Origin of the sequence: Megasphaera sp. DJF_B143 (genome assembly GCF_900320625.1) — a bacterium.
In the GTDB taxonomy this organism is placed as follows: Bacteria; Bacillota; Negativicutes; order Veillonellales; family Megasphaeraceae; genus Megasphaera; species Megasphaera hexanoica.
The window spans coordinates 1-17337 of the sequence record NZ_ONTA01000005.1 but is presented as its reverse complement, the minus strand read 5'-3'; the positions used below and the strand labels follow the sequence as shown (position 1 = coordinate 17337).

12 protein-coding genes are annotated in these 17337 nt (G+C 49.3%); 11 read left to right on the top strand and 1 reads right to left on the bottom strand.

Features of this window, described 5'->3' with window-relative positions:
* The 3 genes from DBO31_RS00135 to DBO31_RS00125 form a co-directional block, all read left to right on the top strand.
* Nucleotides 1-624: 2-dehydro-3-deoxygalactonokinase (locus DBO31_RS00135; protein ID WP_200817416.1), on the top strand; the 624-nt coding region annotated here is incomplete at its 5' end.
* A gap of 17 nt (nucleotides 625-641) precedes the next feature.
* Nucleotides 642-1283 carry a bifunctional 4-hydroxy-2-oxoglutarate aldolase/2-dehydro-3-deoxy-phosphogluconate aldolase gene (locus DBO31_RS00130; protein ID WP_159897713.1) on the top strand — a complete coding sequence of 214 codons (642 nt, stop codon included), beginning with the start codon at nucleotides 642-644 and terminating at the stop codon, nucleotides 1281-1283.
* 13 nt (nucleotides 1284-1296) lie between these two features.
* The gene (locus tag DBO31_RS00125; protein ID WP_075581507.1) at nucleotides 1297-2097 is read left to right on the top strand and encodes a gluconate 5-dehydrogenase; all 801 of its coding nucleotides are present in this window, start codon (nucleotides 1297-1299) and stop codon (nucleotides 2095-2097) included.
* A 113-nt stretch (nucleotides 2098-2210) separates the two neighbouring features.
* On the opposite strand, the gene DBO31_RS00120 is transcribed toward DBO31_RS00125, so the two are convergent.
* Nucleotides 2211-3224, bottom strand: coding sequence for a LacI family DNA-binding transcriptional regulator (locus tag DBO31_RS00120; protein WP_234995333.1), 1014 nt, complete (start codon nucleotides 3222-3224; stop codon nucleotides 2211-2213).
* A 355-nt stretch (nucleotides 3225-3579) separates the two neighbouring features.
* Here DBO31_RS00120 and uxaC point away from each other — a divergent pair, with 355 nt between their 5' ends.
* The 8 genes from uxaC to rpoC form a co-directional block, all read left to right on the top strand.
* Nucleotides 3580-4992, top strand: coding sequence for a glucuronate isomerase (uxaC, locus tag DBO31_RS00115; RefSeq protein WP_150824132.1), 1413 nt, complete (start codon nucleotides 3580-3582; stop codon nucleotides 4990-4992).
* Nucleotides 4993-5100: 108 nt separating this feature from the next.
* Entirely contained in the window at nucleotides 5101-6435 is a 1335-nt protein-coding gene (locus DBO31_RS00110) for a gluconate:H+ symporter (RefSeq protein WP_059075685.1), read from the top strand.
* A 73-nt stretch (nucleotides 6436-6508) separates the two neighbouring features.
* A complete protein-coding gene (locus tag DBO31_RS00105) occupies nucleotides 6509-7975 on the top strand; it encodes a tagaturonate reductase (protein WP_234995332.1) in 1467 nt (488 codons plus the stop codon).
* Between the two features lie 164 nt (nucleotides 7976-8139).
* Nucleotides 8140-9084: a sugar kinase gene (locus tag DBO31_RS00100; RefSeq protein ID WP_150824131.1), complete on the top strand. Its 945-nt coding sequence runs from the start codon at nucleotides 8140-8142 to the stop codon at nucleotides 9082-9084.
* Nucleotides 9085-9096: 12 nt separating this feature from the next.
* The gene (gene eda / locus DBO31_RS00095; protein WP_234995331.1) at nucleotides 9097-10077 is read left to right on the top strand and encodes a bifunctional 4-hydroxy-2-oxoglutarate aldolase/2-dehydro-3-deoxy-phosphogluconate aldolase; all 981 of its coding nucleotides are present in this window, start codon (nucleotides 9097-9099) and stop codon (nucleotides 10075-10077) included.
* A gap of 157 nt (nucleotides 10078-10234) precedes the next feature.
* On the top strand, nucleotides 10235-11491 hold the full coding sequence (gene tyrS / locus DBO31_RS00090) for a tyrosine--tRNA ligase (RefSeq protein WP_059075687.1): 1257 nt from the start codon (nucleotides 10235-10237) through the stop codon (nucleotides 11489-11491).
* Nucleotides 11492-11723: 232 nt separating this feature from the next.
* Nucleotides 11724-15443, top strand: a complete 3720-nt coding sequence (gene rpoB, locus DBO31_RS00085) for a DNA-directed RNA polymerase subunit beta (protein ID WP_059075688.1) — start codon at nucleotides 11724-11726, stop codon at nucleotides 15441-15443.
* Between the two features lie 29 nt (nucleotides 15444-15472).
* The coding region (gene rpoC, locus DBO31_RS00080; protein WP_150824130.1) for a DNA-directed RNA polymerase subunit beta' at nucleotides 15473-17337 on the top strand (1865 nt) is incomplete at its 3' end.

Here is a 17337-nt window from a genome sequence, read left to right as displayed (position 1 = left end):
TGTGATTCGGCAACGCTCACTCCGGATCAGAGTATCGATATGGATATGATGCGTGGCGAAGAAGTAGAAGCGGCCGGTCTATTGGCACAAGCGGCTCCTGAGGGAAAAGCCGTATTCGTCCTGCCGGGCTCACATAATAAATATGTTATGATTGATGAACAGCAGCGTATACAGGGATGCCTGACAACGTTATATGGCGAACTGCTTCATTCCCTGACATTTGATACCATACTGGCCGATACACTGAACCGGTCATTTGCATCAGAATTTCTGGCAGGACCATTCCGGAAGGGCGTCAGTGATTATTATCAGATGGGACTTTTACATGGTGCTTTTATGACGCGGATCCTTGGGATGTTCTGTCATTATACGGCACAGGAAGCGCAGAATTATCTCCTTGGGCTGCTCATGGCGGATGATATGACGGCACTGAAGAGAAGCCGGATTTTTGCCGGATTGGAAAAAGCCATCTTTGTCGTAGCCGGTAATACGGTCATGCAAAAAGCCTACGAGGCAATCCTGAAAAAAGATGGTTATCAGGTCGTGCTGGCCGCAGAAGAACAGCAACAGGCCTTATCTGGCCGGGGCGCCCTTTATCTGGCTGGTTTGCGCGGACTGCTTTAAGGGAAAGGAGAATGGACATGAGTTTATTGCAAGACATGCTGGATGCTAAAATTATTTCTATTATCCGCGGCGTTGCCAGTCAGGATATTGTGCCAGCTGTAGAAGCTCTGCAGCACGGGGGCGTGCGCTTTGTCGAAGTGACCTACCGGCCTGGTGATGAAGAAGCCTGCAAGGATACGCTGCGGAGTATTGCTATCCTGCAAAAACAGTTTGGCGGCCGGATGCATATTGGTGCCGGTACCGTCCTTTCTGTAGAGCAGGTAGAAGATGCGGCACAGGCCGGAGCCGAATTCATCATTTCACCGAATACGAATACGGATGTCATCCGGTATACTAAGCAGAAAGGCCTGATTTCACTGCCTGGAGCTTATACGCCGACAGAAGCCGAAACGGCCTGGGAAGCCGGGGCAGATATTGTCAAAATTTTCCCGGCCGGTAATCTGGGACCTTCGTATTTCAAAGCCGTCAAAGCGTCTTTATCCCAATTGCGCTTATCGGCTGTTGGCGGCGTATCGGAACATAATATTGGAGATTTTCTGGCGGCTGGCGTAGATTCCTTTGGTATTGGCAGCAATCTGGTCAGTGTTGACCGGGTGCGCCGCAGAGATTTTGACGAAATTGAGAAAGCTGCCGCCTTTTATACAAATGCTGTGCGATAAGGAGGAAATAGACATGAGTTATATGGATATGTTTTCCCTGAAAGGAAAAGTCGCTCTCGTTACTGGCGGGTCATATGGCATAGGGTTTGCCATTGCCAGAGCCTATGCCCGGGCTGGAGCCCGCATCGCCTTTAATTGCCGCAGCCAGGAACATCTGGACATGGCCATGACTGCCTATGAAAAAGAAGGAATTGAGGCCCAAGGGTATATTTGTGACGTGACAGATACAGAGAAAGTCCGGGATATGGTAGCAGATATTGACGCCAGCCTGGGGACCATTGATATCCTCGTCAATAATGCCGGCATCATCAAGCGGATTCCTATGTGTGATATGGATGAAGCTGATTTCCGCCAGGTCATCGATATCGACCTCGTCGCACCGTTCATCGTATCCAAAGCGGTTATCCCCGGCATGATTGCCAAAGGTGAAGGAAAAATCATCAATATCTGCTCTATGATGAGCGAACTGGGCCGGGAAACGGTATCGGCTTATGCGGCTGCCAAAGGCGGTCTCAAGATGCTGACCCGTAATATCTGTTCGGAATTTGGCGGAGCCAATATCCAGTGCAACGGCATTGGCCCGGGATATATTGCAACGCCCCAGACTGCCCCGCTCCGGCAGCGGCAGTCTGATGGTTCCCGTCACCCTTTTGATGCCTTCATTGTTTCCAAGACGCCGGCAGGCCGGTGGGGGACTACGGAAGATTTGGAAGGACCGGCTATTTTCCTGGCCTCGCATGCTTCCGACTTTGTAAATGGGCATATTCTTTATGTTGATGGGGGAATCCTTGCCTATATTGGCAAACAGCCATAAGGTGTGGCTGCATAGAAAAACGAGGATGTGACAAAATGATTTTGACAGAGCATTTTGTTACATCCCCGGTATATAAAGGCTAAGAGAGTGAGACACGTTTAAAATGAAGTGTTTCACTCTTTTTTTGTCTGGAAGCTTTCCCGTTCTACAAGGATAGCACTGAATTCTGTGCGGACAGGGACAGGCTGATCCTGTCCGGAGAGAAGCTGGGTCATGGACTGGACGGCGCTGGCACACAGGCTGTCCAGCCTGTTGTCGATACTGCTCAGGGTAGGAGTGGCGCAGGTGGCAAGGATGGAATTGTTCCAGCCGATGACTGGTACATACCGGCCGTTTTCCAGGGCAGCTCTTTGTGCTCCGACGGCAAGAATGTCTTCTGATGTGACAATCGCATCGAAAGGAACATTGCGGGAGACAAGGTTTTCAATCGCTTTTTCAGCACCTTCCAGGTTGAGAGAAACTTGCTGGATGAGTGCCGGATTTTCTTTTATGCCCAGTTCTTTCAATCCCTGACGCAGGCCCTGCAGTTTATGACGGCCGCTGTAGGTGCGGACATCGTACAGATAGGCGATGTGCCGGCAGTGTTGTCTGGCAAGCGTGTGGACAAGACGCCGCATGCCTTCTGCTTCGTTACAAACGATGCTATAAATGCCAGGCTGGTGGTAATCGCAGTTGATGGTGAGAACCGGAATTTTGCCGGCAGCTGCAGTAAGGGCTGCAATATCAGGCTCTGAAGAAAAGACGGTGCCTACTGTAATCAGGCCGTCGACATGCTTATTGACCAGACCGGTGATATATGGGCTGTTATGACCTGTATTGGGGCCTGTGCAGGAGAGCATGATATCGAAGTGGTGCTGCCTCATTCCGTCTTCGATGAGGGATACGGCACGGGCAAAAAAAGCATCGGTCAGACTGGTACAGAGAACACCGACGATTTTCATAGAGTCCAGACCCAGACCGCGGGCAAACGGATTAGGTGTATAACCCATGTCCTTTATGGCATCCAGCACGATGCGGCGCGTTTTTTCGCTGACCCGGCTGTTGCCATTAAGGACCCGCGACACGGTGGCAATAGATACATGACATTTTTTTGCTATATCATAGATGGTTACGTTCATATCCGACATAGGAGAACCTCTCTATCATCATGAAAAATCCTATATTTACATTGAGTATAGCATAAAATGAGAAAGAGAGTAAATACATATCGTGAAAGTGGTTACACAAAAAATACAGAAGCATTGCATTATACTAACTAGATGGAAAATGCGTGCATGTATCATAAGAAATAAGCTTTGCTACCGGATTTTTCAGGATATAATTGATGAAAAAGTGATGTTTTGATGAGTTTAAGTTAATAAAAAACATAAATTATATCTATTTCGCATGAACATTGACAGACCGGTGGAGGCATGTTACATTTCTCTATGTAATAAATTATTGTAAGCGCTTACACAAAAATAGAGAGGGTGTGGCACGACGATGACAGAATTTATGACGGAAGATTTCCTGCTCCATTCCCGTACGGCGCGGCAGCTCTATCATGGATATGCCGAAACGGAACCTATTGTAGATTATCATTGTCATATTTCTCCCCGGGATATCGCTGAAAATCACCGCTTTTCCAGTATTACCGAAGCCTGGCTGGGTGGTGATCATTACAAATGGCGGCTCATGAGGGCCTGCGGGATACCTGAGCGGGATGTGACCGGTGAGGAAAGTGATTTAGAAAAATTCACAGCTTATGCGAAAGCGCTTTCTCGTGCGCCGGGCAATCCACTGTATCATTGGAGTCACCTGGAATTACGGCGCTATTTTGGCTGCCGGCAGGTATTATCAGAGCAGACGGCTCCGGATATCTTCCATCATTGTCAGGAAATACTGGAATGTGATGATAGTCTGCGCGTGCAGGGGCTTCTCCAAAAATCCCGGGTACGGGTCCTGTGCACGACAGACGATCCGGCTGATGATCTTCATTGGCATCAGGTGCTTCACGATAGCCAGTTCCATTCTGCCCGGGTCGTACCGGCGATGCGCCCTGACAGGCTGATGCACATTGAAGGAGATGATTTTTCTTCTTATGTGGAACAGCTGGGGGAATCGGCAGATATGACGATTCATACGTTTGCCGATATGTGCGATGCATTGAAGCGGCGGATGGATGTATTTGCTGAAATGGGCTGCCGGGCAGCCGACCACGCTCTGGATGAAGTCGTCTATCAGCCTGTGCCGGCGGCTTCGCTGGAACGTATTTTCCAAAAAGGACTGAGTCATAAAACTATCTCTTCAGATGAACGGGAACAGTATCTTACAGGCCTTCTCCTATTCCTGGCTGGTGAATACCGGCACCGGGGATGGGTCATGGAACTCCATATGGGGGCTCTTCGCAACGTCTATACCGATATGTACCGGCGTTTCGGGGCTGATACCGGGTACGATGCGATTGGCCGGTGCTGCAATATTGAAAAATTAGCCCGCTTCCTGGATCACCTGGAACGGGAAGGCAGTTTGCCGAAGACTATTTTATTTTCAGCGTCACCGTATGATTTGATGGCTCTTACGGTTCTGGGAACATCTTTTCCCAAAGAAGGGATTGCGTCCCGTATCCAGCCGGGCGTTCCCTGGTGGTTCAACGATACGAAACAGGGGCTCCTCGACTATCTGACGATTGTATCGGAAGAAACCGTATTAGGTAATATGGTGGGGATGCTGACCGATTCCCGGTCGTTCTTATCGTATCCGCGTCATGAGTATTTCCGGCGTATTCTTTGTGACTGGCTGGGGAATCTAGTGGAATGCGGGGAATTTCCTGATGACGAAGCACAGCTGGCGTCGCTCATCCACCGGCTCTGTTATGGAAATGCCATATCGTTTTTCCAGTTTCCCTGTCAGTAAGGGGTTGCTTTTGCCTGTTATACTTTTACTATTTTAGTTTTAGTATTTATTTATCATTATTATGCAGACGGACAAGAAAAATGACAGGCTTGTCCAAAGGAGGTTATTATGGAACACTGGTTACCTGTGCTATGGGTAGTCGTAGCCATTGCTATGCTGTTGTTCCTGACCGTAAAGGTCAAGCTGCACAGCATGATTACGTTGCTCTTAATGGCTATTTTTGTTGCGTTTATGGAAGGGATGGATGCCGGTACACTGGTCAAGACGATCAGTAAAGGGGCCGGCAGTACGCTTGGCGGCGTCGGCCTTATCGTCGTCCTGGGGGCAGCTCTGGGCCAGCTCATGACCGACTGCGGGGCGTCCAAAAAAATTGCCGATACCATCGTCAAGCATTGTGGTGTCCGCACGTTGAAATGGGGCGTCCTTATCGTTGGTGTCATCTTTGGTATTTCCATGTTCTTTGAAGTGGCTTTTATGGTCGTAGTGCCGCTGGTCGTCAGTATTGCCAAGGAAGCCAAGGTTCCATATATGTTCCTGATTATTCCGGTTCTGGCAGCAGTTGCCCAGGCACACAGCATTTTCCCACCTCAACCGGGCCCGGTTGCCCTGGTGGACGCCTTTGGTGCTGACAGCGGCATGGTCTATCTTCTGGGACTGGTCGTCGTTATTCCGTCTATTATCTGTGCTGGTATTGTTTTACCAAAATTCCTCAAGGGAATCGACACCTATGCAGAACCTAAACTGGGGAATCTCAGCGAAGTGGCTGTCGGCCAATACAAGCTGCCACCGTTTCTGGTCTGCCTGATTATTCCCCTCCTGCCAGCTATTTTTATGATTGGCAATACGATCGTCGAAGCTACGGCTGGCAAGGGAACGGCCCTTGCTACGGCTTTTGGCTTCTTTGGCAGCCCGAATGTCAGCCTGCTTACGGCAGTTCTGGTCGCTATTTATGTATTCGGTATCCGTGCAGGCCGCACGGTAGATGAAACGTCTACGTCTATTACTAATGCAATCAAAGGTATTTCTACGGTGGTCCTCATCATTGGTGCCGGCGGCGTATTCAAACAGGTCATTGTCGATGCCGGTGTTGGACAGCATATTGCTGCCGCTGTTACAGGACTTTCTATTTCCCCGCTTATCCTGGCCTGGATCATTACGGTCATTATCCGCTGGGCTACAGGGCAGGGCGCCGTTTCAGCCATTACTGCAGCCGGCATTGTAGCTCCACTGATCCCCGTATTCCATGTGGATCCGACGCTGCTCATGCTGGCTACGGCTGCGGGCAGCAATACCATTACGATGCCGAATGATGCAGCGTTCTGGATGATGAAAGAAACATTCAATCTTTCTATGGGACAGACATTCAAAACCTGGGGGCTCCTGGAACTTACCAACTCCGTCGTTGGTCTGGCAATTGTCCTCGTATTATCACTGGTCATTTGATGCAAAACACAAATCCGGATGCTGCCTGCCGGCGGTATCCGGGTTTTTCTCTTATCGGGAAGGAATGGTGAAGATGATGGAATCTATTAAATCCTGTTTTACCCATAGCCGGCATCCGGTCCGGGTCCTGCAATTCGGGGAAGGACGGTTTATGCGGGCGTTTGTCGATTATGCCATTGATGTAGCTAATGAAGAACAGGGCTTTGATGGCAATGTGGTAATTGTGACGCCGCGGGCTGCCAGACGGCCGGAATCGTTTGCCCGGCAGCAGAATCTCTATACAGTACGCCTCCAGGGAATGCAGAATGGCCGGAAAGTCGTATCCGACCGTGTCATCACCTGCATTGACGATGTCCTGTCCCCTATTGCTGATTATGATGCCTATATGGCGTTGGCCAGACTCGATACGCTTGCATATATAACGTCTAATACGACCGATGGGGGTATCGTTTTTTCTCCCCATGATAAGCTGGAAGACCGGCCGCCCCGGACATATCCGGCCAAGCTGACTCAGTTCCTTTATGCGCGGTATTGCTATTTTAATGGGGCAGAAGATAAGGGACTGGTCATTTTGCCGGTCGAATTAATTGATCATAATGGCCGGACCCTGCGTGCCTGTGTCAATCAGTATGCTGCACTCTGGAACCTGCCGTCTGCATTCTCACTGTGGCTCGACAAGGCCTGCCAGTTTACAGATACTCTCGTAGACCGTATTGTCACAGGATATCCTGACGAACAAACAGCACAGGCGGTTCAAAAAGAACTGGGCTACACGGATGAACTCCTGGATATAGCTGAACCTTTTGCGCTCTGGGCTATTGAAAGTCCGGGACTGGAAAGACGGCTGCCCTTTACTTCGACCTATTTTCAGGCAGTTTTCACGACGGATATTACGGTGTATAAGGAACGGAAAGTGCGAATCCTGAACGGAGCACATACGTCGATGGTCCTTGGCGCCTATCTGGCTGGTCTGGATTATGTAGGCCAGTGTATGGCAGACGAAGATATCCGCCTATCGCTGGAACAGACGGTCTATAACGAAATCCTTCCGACGGTTCCTATGAATCAGAATGATGTGCGGTCGTTTGCCAATGCTGTATTTGAACGGTTTGAAAATCCCTTTGTCCACCATGAACTTCTGGCGATTTCCCTTAATTCGACGGCAAAATGGAGAGCCCGCATTCTTCCATCTTTGAAAGACAGTCTGCGTGCTACGGGACAACTGCCGCAGTGGCTGACCTATTCTATGGCAGCTCTTCTGGCTTTTTACCGTTCGCAGGACAAAGGAAATGATTGTCTCATAGGACAACGCGGTGAAAACACGTATCCTATCCGTGACGATGCGGACCGGCTGGCATTTATTGCTTCTCATGCGGCACTTCCTGATGTAGCGTATGTTGCGGCAGTCCTGAAGCAGACGGACTGGTGGGGCGAAGATTTGACAGAGATTCCCGGCTTTTCTCAGGCTGTGACCGATCATCTGAGCCGTATAGATACGATTGGCGTCCGTGCTCATATCCGGGAAATGCTGAAAAAATAATTTTTCTTCCTAACAAAAATATAACATAAATTCTAGTATGTTAGAAAAATATTGGTTTTTGATGGCGGCAGGAGAATTGATGTTTCCCTGTCGCCATGGTAGTATAAATAGAGGAATTTATAGTAAAAATAAATAGTATATCCGTTATGAAGGAGGCTGTTAGGATGGGTAAAGTCCTGACCATCGGGGAAGCGATGGGGCTTCTCGTTGCAGAAAGTGAAGGTCCGCTGGACCAGGTGAAACATTTTGAACGCCATGTCTGCGGCGCGGAATTAAATTATATTGTCGGCATGGCACGCCTGGGGTTTGATGCCTATTATGTATCCCGTGTGGGAAACGATCCTTTTGGGACATGTATCTGCAATTTCCTCCGGGAAAATCATATTCATGATACGTACGTACAGGTCGATGATGCGTATATGACGGGGTTCCAGATGAAGGAGAAAGTATCCTGTGGTGATCCGAAAGTTGCCAATATCCGGCGTAATACGGCATTCACTCATTTGACTGCAGCGGATTTTGCCGGTATCGACTGGCAGGGCGTGCAGCTTCTGCACGTGACCGGAATTCCTCTGGCATTGTCCGATAATTGTCGTCAAGCCATCGCTTTTCTCATGGAAGAAGCTCATCAAAATGGCGTGCCCGTATCCTTTGATACGAATCTCCGGCCCATGCTCTGGCCGGATGAACAGACGATGTGTGATACGGTATGCAAGTTTTCGCTCAAAGCCGATATCGTACTGCCCGGCCTGAGTGAAGCACTGCGGATTACAGGACTTGCTGATGAAAAGTCTATCGGCCAGTTCTATCTTGATCATGGTGTAAAAACTGTTGCCATCAAACTTGGCGGCAGTGACGGTGTCTATGTCTGCACGGCAGAAGAAACACATTATGTGCCCAGCTATCACGTCGATCATATTGTCGATACCGTTGGGGCTGGTGATGGATTTGCCGCAGGATTTACAAGCGGCCTGCTGGACGAGTTATCTTTGTATGATGCGGCACGGCGTGGTGCGGCCATCGGTGCTCTGCAAATTCAGGTAGCCGGTGATAATGAAGGCCTTCCTACGCGCAGCCAGTTGCAGGAATTTCAGGAACGTGCGAAATAAGGAGGAAATAATATGATTAGTGAAAACATGAAAATGATGTTTGATATTGGACTTGTTCCACTCGTCGTCATTGACGATGCGGCAGATGCCGTTTCGTTTGGACAAGCCCTGGTCGATGGCGGAGTGCCCGTGGCTGAAGTTACATTCCGCACTGATGCCTGCCTTGATGCAATCCGGGCTATGCGCCAGCATGTGCCGGGACTCCTCGTCGGTGCCGGTACGGTGCACAACGTTGCCCAGGCCGATGCCGCTGTCAAAGCTGGTGCAGAGTTTATCGTTACACCGGCCTTTAATCCGGCTGTTACCCAGTGGTGTATCGACAATCACGTAGATATCGTTCCGGGTACGGTCAGCCCGGCCGATATCGAAGCGGCAAATGGCATGGGAATTGAAGTTTGCAAGTTCTTCCCGGCTGCTGCATATGGTGGCGTGAAGACGCTGAAGGCGCTGGCCGGTCCATTTCGTGATATGAAGTTCCTGCCTACGGGGGGAGTCAATCTCGAAAATATGACCGAATATCTTGACCTTTCCAATGTTGCCGCCGTCGGTGGCAGTTTCATGACACCGTCTGATATGGTCCGGAACAAAGACTGGGCTGGCATTACGGCGACCTGCCGTCAGGCTGTACATAATCTGCTGGGTTTTGAAATTTGTCATACAGGCATCCATTGTAAGACACAGGCGGAGGCAGAAGACGTAACGGATCGTCTGTGCGCACTTTTGGACCAGAAAAAAATCACTATTCCCGGGGTGTCTTATTTTGTCGGTACAGTTGTCGAAGTATGCTATCAGACTCTTCCTGGGGAAAAAGGACATATCGGGATTGACACGCGCGATATGGAACGGGCTATGGCATATTACAAACGCCGTGGCGTAGAATATGCTAATAACGGATTGTTTTATGATGAACAGGGACGGGTCCGCCTGGCATATTTCAAGGAATTGTATCATGGTTTTTCCGTTCATCTTCGCCGGAAGCCCGTGGCAAAATAATTGATTGTCTGTCAACAGAGAATAAAGAAGGCTGCTGCATAAAACGAATCTTTGTGCGGCGCCTTCTTTTTCTATTGGAATGGGTTTGACGGACCGGTCCGGGTAGGCTATAATGAATAATTAGAACACAATCCTATGAAGATAAGGAGCCGATTTCATGAATATTATTGACGAACTGACCTGGCGTGGAGCCATCAATCAGATGACAGAAGAAGAAAATCTCCGCAAATTGACTGATGAAAAGAAAATCTCTCTGTATTGCGGCGTCGATCCTACGGGCGATAGTCTCCATATAGGACATCTTATTCCTTTTATGATGCTGAAACGGTTTGCCCTTCAGGGGCATCATCCTTATATCGTCATCGGCGGCGGTACCGGTGCTATCGGTGATCCCAGCGGCCGTAAGACGGAACGCAAACTGCAGACCATGGAAAAAATCCATGACAATGCGGAAAAGTTGAAAGCACAGTTTACTCATCTTTTTGGCGATGATGAAAATATTACGTTCGTCAATAATTTCGATTGGCTTTCCCAGATCAGCCTCCTTGATTTCCTGCGTGATTATGGTAAGTTATTCCCTATTAATGTCATGCTTGCCAAGGAAGTCGTAGCCAGCCGTCTGGAAGCGGGCATCTCGTTTACGGAATTTACCTATCAGATTCTTCAGGCTGTCGATTATGAACACCTGTACAGCAAATATGACGTGCAGCTCCAGGTCGGCGGTGCTGACCAGTGGGGCAATATCACCGGCGGCATTGATATGATCCGCAAGATGCATGGCGGCAATACGCCGGTATATGCGCTGACGATTCCTCTCATGCTCAAATCGGATGGAACAAAATTTGGCAAGACCGCCGGTGGAGCTATCTGGCTGGATCCGGAAAAGACATCTCCCTTTGAATTCTATCAGTTCTGGCTCAATCAGGACGATGCCGATGTCGTTAAGTATCTCAAATACTTTACATTCCTCAGCAAGGAAGAAATCGATGCCTTGGCGGAAGCTGTTGAAAAGGAACCGGAAAAACGCCTGGCCCAGCGCCGTCTGGCAGAAGAAGTCACCCGGTTCGTACATAGTGAACAGGCTCTCAAAGAAGCACAGAACATCACAGAAGCCTTGTATCACGGCAGCATTGCTGACCTTACAGAACATGAACTGGAACAGGCCTTTGGTAAAATGCCGACCGTCGATGTGACGGATGAAGAAAAAGACGTGGTTAACTGGCTGGTCGATTCTACTATTTATTCGTCCAAACGGCAGGCCCGTGAAGATATCACTAATGGTGCTGTAACAATCAACGGTATCAAAGTGACCAGCCTTGACGAAATCGTACGGCCACATAAGAATTCCAATGGTAAATATGTCGTCGTCCGTAAAGGCAAGAAAAAATATACACTGGCTAAAATCAGTAAATAAATAAAAATTATATATTGACGGAAGCGACTCCATGTGCTATAATAACTCATTGCAAAATGTTCAATTTGCGAGTATGCTATTTGTGAGATACATGGAGGAACTGCTTCCGGTTAACAAAAATTAAGCAAGGTTCAATCTATTCTTGATATGGAGCCTTGCTTTTTTGTCGCTTTTCGCAAGTTTCACACACATTCATTGGTGATTTAGTTTTTATAAGGGGTGAAGTAACAGCATGTTCAAACCTGTACAAGTTGGGAAAAGGACCCGCTATACGTATGCGAAAATCAACGAAGTCTTGAAGATGCCGCATTTGCTGGATTTACAGATTAAATCCTACGAATGGTTTTTAGAAAAGGGGCTCAAAGACATATTCAGGGATATTTCGCCGATTGAAGACGCTGCGGGGAATTTATCCTTATCTTTTGAAGATTTTAAATTAGGGGAACCGAAGTACGATATCCGTGAATGCAAGGAACGGGATACGACCTATGCCGCACCGCTCCGCGTCCAGATCCGTCTCGTCAACCATGTGACCGGCGAAATCAAAGACCAGGAAGTATTCATGGGAGACTTCCCGCTGATTACTGATACAGGTACGTTTATTATTAACGGTGCAGAACGTGTTATAGTCAGCCAGCTCGTCCGCTCACCAGGTGTGTATTATGGCCGTGAAATCGACCCCATGGGTATCCGTCTGTACAATTCGACGGTTATCCCGAACCGCGGTGCCTGGATTGAACTGGAAACGGACGCCAATGATATCGTCTATGCCCGTATCGACCGCAACCGGAAAATCCCTGTGACGGTACTTATCCGTGCCCTTGGCTGGTCTACCAATGCGGATATTCTCGACCTTTTCTATGATGATAAGCGCCTCAAAGCCACTTTTGAAAAGGATACGACCGAATCACAGGATGAAGCCCTTGTAGAAATTTATAAAAAACTGCGTCCTGGTGAACCACCTACGGTAGAAAGCGCCCGCAATCTTTTTGAAGGACTCTTCTTTGATTCCCGCCGCTATGATATGGCCCGCGTAGGCCGCTATAAGGCTGGCAAGAAACTGGGATGGCAGCGCCGCCTGTTCGGACTGACTCTGCATGAACCGATTGTCAATCCGGAAACAGGGGAAGTCGTCATACCGGCAAAAACGGAAATTGGCGACGCTGAAGTACAGAAAATCAAGGAAAGCGGTGTATTTTCCGGAGACGGACTGGCCATCGCTTTTGTTGAAAAAGCGGATGGTTCTGTCTACAAGATTATCTGCAATAACAGCAACTTGCCATATGAACACCGCACGATTACGAAGGAAGACATTATTGCCAACATCGATTATCTCCTCAATCTGATGGATGGCTTTGGCAACGTCGATGATATTGACCATCTGGGCAACCGTCGCCTGCGCTGCGTCGGAGAATTACTGCAGAATCAGTTCCGCATCGGCCTGACCCGTATGGAACGGGTTGTCCGTGAACGTATGACTATCCAGGATTCGGAACAGATCACGCCGCAGGTATTAATCAATATCCGGCCTGTCGTAGCTGCTATTAAAGAATTCTTTGGTTCCAGCCAGTTATCCCAGTTCATGGACCAGACCAATCCTCTGGCCGAACTGACACATAAACGCCGTCTTAGTGCCCTTGGCCCTGGTGGTTTATCCCGTGAACGCGCCGGGTTTGAAGTCCGCGACGTTCATCATTCCCATTACGGCCGTATGTGTCCGGTAGAAACGCCTGAAGGTCCGAATATCGGTCTGATTTCTTCTCTGGCCTGCTTTGGCAAGGTCAATGAATTCGGCTTTATCGAAGCACCGTACCGCCGTGTGGATAAGGAAACCCACGTCGTTACCAACGATGTACACTACATCACGGCTGATGAAGAAGAACAATATATCATTGCCCAGGCTAACGAACCGCTGACAGAAGACGGTCATTTCGTACACGAACGTGTCGCCTGCCGTCATGGGGAAGATACCCGTGAATTCCGTGCTGAACGGGTCGATTTCATGGACGTATCACCTAAGGAAGTCGTATCTGTCGGTACCTCTATGATTCCATTCCTGGAAAACGACGATGCCAACCGTGCCCTCATGGGTGCTAACATGCAGCGTCAGGCTGTGCCTCTTCTCCGAACCCAGGCTCCGCTTGTCGGCACCGGCATGGAATATAAGGCGGCCTGCGACTCCGGCGTCTGCATCCTGGCTAAACATGCCGGCGTCATCAAACGTGTTACAGGTGATGAAATTATCGTCAGCACTGACAGCGGTACAGAAGATACATACCGCCTGATCAAGTTTGTCCGTTCCAACCAGAGTACATGTATCAACCAGCGTCCTCTTGTGTATAAAGGCGAACATGTGGAAGAAGGCCAGGTGCTGGCTGATGGCATGGCTACCGATGGTGGCGAACTGGCCCTCGGCTATAACATCCTCGTCGCATACATGCCTTGGGAAGGCTATAACTACGAAGATGCTGTCCTATTGAGTGAAGATTTACCGAAAAACGATTTATATACATCCATCCACATCGAAGAATACGAATGCGATGCCCGCGATACGAAACTGGGATCTGAAGAAATTACCCGCGAAATACCGAATGTCAGCGAAGACAGCACGAAGAACCTTGACGAAGACGGCATCATCATGGTCGGTGCCGACGTATTCCCCGGGGATGTCCTGGTAGGCAAGGTCACGCCAAAGGGGGAAACGGAACTGACTCCGGAAGAACGGCTCTTGCGCGCTATTTTCGGTGATAAAGAACGGGAAGTCCGTGATACATCGCTGCGTGTGCCTCATGGTGAATCCGGTAAAATTGTCGATGTCCGTATTTTCTCCCGTGAAAATAATGATGAACTGCCGCCGGGCGTCAACCGTCTCGTCCGTGTATACATTGCCCAGAAACGTAAAATTCATGAAGGAGATAAGATGTCCGGCCGTCATGGTAATAAAGGTGTCGTTTCCCGCGTTATGCGCCAGGAAGATATGCCGTTCCTGCCGGATGGTACACCGGTACAGATTGTGTTGAATCCGTTGGGCGTACCGTCCCGAATGAATATCGGTCAGGTATTGGAAACTCATCTGGGCTGGGCTATGCATGAACTGGGATTACAGATTAAAGCAATGGATCCGACACTGGAAAGCAAACTCCGGGCTGTTGGCTATGATTATGATAAATATGGCATGCCGAAACCGGATAAAGCCGGTATCCACATTGCTACGCCGGTATTTGATGGTGCCCATGCAGAAGATGTCTTTGAAGCTCTGAAATTGACCGGTCTTCCGGAAGATGGGAAATCCATCCTCTATGATGGCCGTACAGGGGAACCGATGGACCGCCGTGTCACGGTCGGGTACACATACTTCCTCAAACTGCATCACCTCGTCGATGATAAAATCCATGCCCGTTCGACCGGCCCGTACTCTCTGGTTACACAGCAGCCGCTCGGTGGTAAAGCCCAGTTCGGCGGCCAGCGTTTCGGGGAAATGGAAGTCTGGGCTCTTGAAGCCTATGGCGCTGCCTATACGCTGCAGGAAATGCTGACTGTCAAGTCCGACGATGTCGTCGGCCGTGTCAAGGCATATGAAAAGATTGTCAAAGGGGAAAATATTCCGGAACCGGGCGTTCCCGAATCGTTTAAAGTACTGCTGAAAGAATTGCAGGCTATTGGCCTGGATGTGCAGATTCTCAATGAAGACGGTGATGAAGTTGTCATCAAGGAATTGGATGATGATGACGATGTCGAACCGGAACAGAATGATGATCTGCGCCGTGTCATGGAAGGGGAACATGAAGGAGACGGAAACGCTCCGACCGAAGCTCCGGCTGATGATGCAGCCGATGTCAGTGATGATGAATATGTCAATGCTGGCGAAGAAGATGACATCATGAGTGGCATGACGTATGAAACCGTCCCGGGAGAAGATAGCGCGGATGATGAAACTAATGAAGATGAATAATAGTCACTATAGAGAAGGGAGCGGTATTTGTGCTGGATGTGAATGAATTTGATTCAATGCGGATTGGTCTGGCATCACCGGAAAAAATCCTGGAATGGTCTCATGGCGAAGTAAAGAAGCCGGAAACAATTAACTACCGTACGCTGAAACCGGAACGGGACGGACTGTTTTGCGAACGCATCTTTGGGCCGACCAAGGACTGGGAATGCCATTGCGGGAAATATAAACGTATTCGTTATAAAGGTGTTGTCTGCGACCGTTGCGGTGTTGAAGTAACCCGTGCCAAGGTCCGCCGCGAACGGATGGGCCATATCAAATTGGCTACACCCGTATCTCATATTTGGTATTTTAAAGGTATTCCGAGCCGTATGGGCCTGATTCTCGATATCTCGCCCCGCTCTCTGGAAAAAGTATTGTATTTTGCTTCTTTTATCGTTCTTGACCCCGGTGACACGCCGTTGGTTAAAAAACAATTGCTGACAGAAACGGAATACCGCCAGTATCAGGAAATGTATGGCGATAAATTCCGCGTCGGCATGGGGGCTGCTGCTGTCAAGGAGCTCCTTCAGGAACTGGATCTGGACCAGCTCGATAAGGATTTACGGGAAGAACTGCGTGACTCTTCTGGTCAGCGCCGTGTCCGTGCTATCCGCCGTCTGGAAGTAGTAGAAGCATTCCGCCATTCAGGAAATAAACCGGAATGGATGATCATGGATGTCATCCCGGTCATTCCGCCGGAACTGCGTCCAATGGTACAGCTGGATGGTGGCCGGTTTGCTACATCGGATCTGAATGATCTGTACCGCCGCGTCATCAACCGTAACAACCGTCTGAGCCGCCTGTTGGAACTGGGTGCGCCGGATATCATCGTCCGCAATGAAAAGCGTATGCTCCAGGAAGCCGTCGATGCGCTTATCGACAATGGCCGCCGTGGCCGACCGGTCACCGGCCCGGGCAACCGTCCTCTCAAATCTCTTTCCGACATGTTGAAGGGGAAACAGGGCCGTTTCCGTCAGAACCTCCTCGGCAAACGTGTTGACTATTCCGGCCGTTCCGTTATCGTTGTCGGTCCGGAACTGAAAATGCATCAGTGCGGTCTGCCGAAGGAAATGGCACTGGAACTGTTTAAGCCCTTCGTCATGAAGAAACTCGTTGAAAAGGGTATTGCTACTAATATCAAGAATGCCAAGAAAAAGGTCGAACGTGTCAGCAATGAAGTATGGGATGTCCTGGAAGATGTCATTAAGGAACATCCGGTTCTCCTCAACCGTGCCCCGACACTGCATCGTCTCGGCATCCAGGCTTTCGAACCGATCCTTTGGGAAGGCCGGGCTATCAAACTGCATCCGCTGGTCTGCACGGCATTCAATGCCGACTTCGATGGTGACCAGATGGCATGCCACCTGCCACTTTCGGTGGAAGCCCAGTCGGAAGCCCGTACACTCATGTTGTCGGCACACAATATCCTGGCTCCGAAAGATGGTAAACCGGTTGCCGTTCCGACACAGGATATGGTCCTTGGTGCCTACTATCTGACGCTGGTCAAACCGGCTGCCAAAGGTGAAGGTAAGATTTTCTCCAATTATGATGAAGTCATGCTGGCCTATGATGCCAAGGCAATCGATATCGAAGCGCTTATCAAAGTCCGTATCCCTGGCCATGGCCTGATTGAAACGACGGCTGGCAAGCTGTTATACAATTACCAGATTTATGAACCACTGCGCATGTTCCATACGGATAAAGTCATGGTTTTCACCAATCCGGAAGATGCCGTATTCGCTTATGAAAATGGTCTCATCGATACGACCCATTTCGTTAAAATCAAGGATAGCGAAGGCCGTATCCTCGACTATGGTTTTTCAGCCCTTAAAGAAAAATTCGGGGTCGATCTCCT

What these genes read in the sequence shown, in the direction of transcription:
- DBO31_RS00130 (WP_159897713.1), top strand. Translation starts at nt 642, where the DNA reads ATGAGTTTATTGCAAGACATGCTGGATGCTAAAATTATTTCTATTATC.
- DBO31_RS00120 (WP_234995333.1), bottom strand. Translation starts at nt 3,224, where the DNA reads ATGTCGGATATGAACGTAACCATCTATGATATAGCAAAAAAATGTCAT.
- tyrS (WP_059075687.1), top strand. Translation starts at nt 10,235, where the DNA reads ATGAATATTATTGACGAACTGACCTGGCGTGGAGCCATCAATCAGATG.
- DBO31_RS00100 (WP_150824131.1), top strand. Translation starts at nt 8,140, where the DNA reads ATGGGTAAAGTCCTGACCATCGGGGAAGCGATGGGGCTTCTCGTTGCA.
- uxaC (WP_150824132.1), top strand. Translation starts at nt 3,580, where the DNA reads ATGACAGAATTTATGACGGAAGATTTCCTGCTCCATTCCCGTACGGCG.
- DBO31_RS00125 (WP_075581507.1), top strand. Translation starts at nt 1,297, where the DNA reads ATGAGTTATATGGATATGTTTTCCCTGAAAGGAAAAGTCGCTCTCGTT.
- DBO31_RS00105 (WP_234995332.1), top strand. Translation starts at nt 6,509, where the DNA reads ATGATGGAATCTATTAAATCCTGTTTTACCCATAGCCGGCATCCGGTC.
- eda (WP_234995331.1), top strand. Translation starts at nt 9,097, where the DNA reads ATGATTAGTGAAAACATGAAAATGATGTTTGATATTGGACTTGTTCCA.
- DBO31_RS00110 (WP_059075685.1), top strand. Translation starts at nt 5,101, where the DNA reads ATGGAACACTGGTTACCTGTGCTATGGGTAGTCGTAGCCATTGCTATG.
- rpoB (WP_059075688.1), top strand. Translation starts at nt 11,724, where the DNA reads ATGTTCAAACCTGTACAAGTTGGGAAAAGGACCCGCTATACGTATGCG.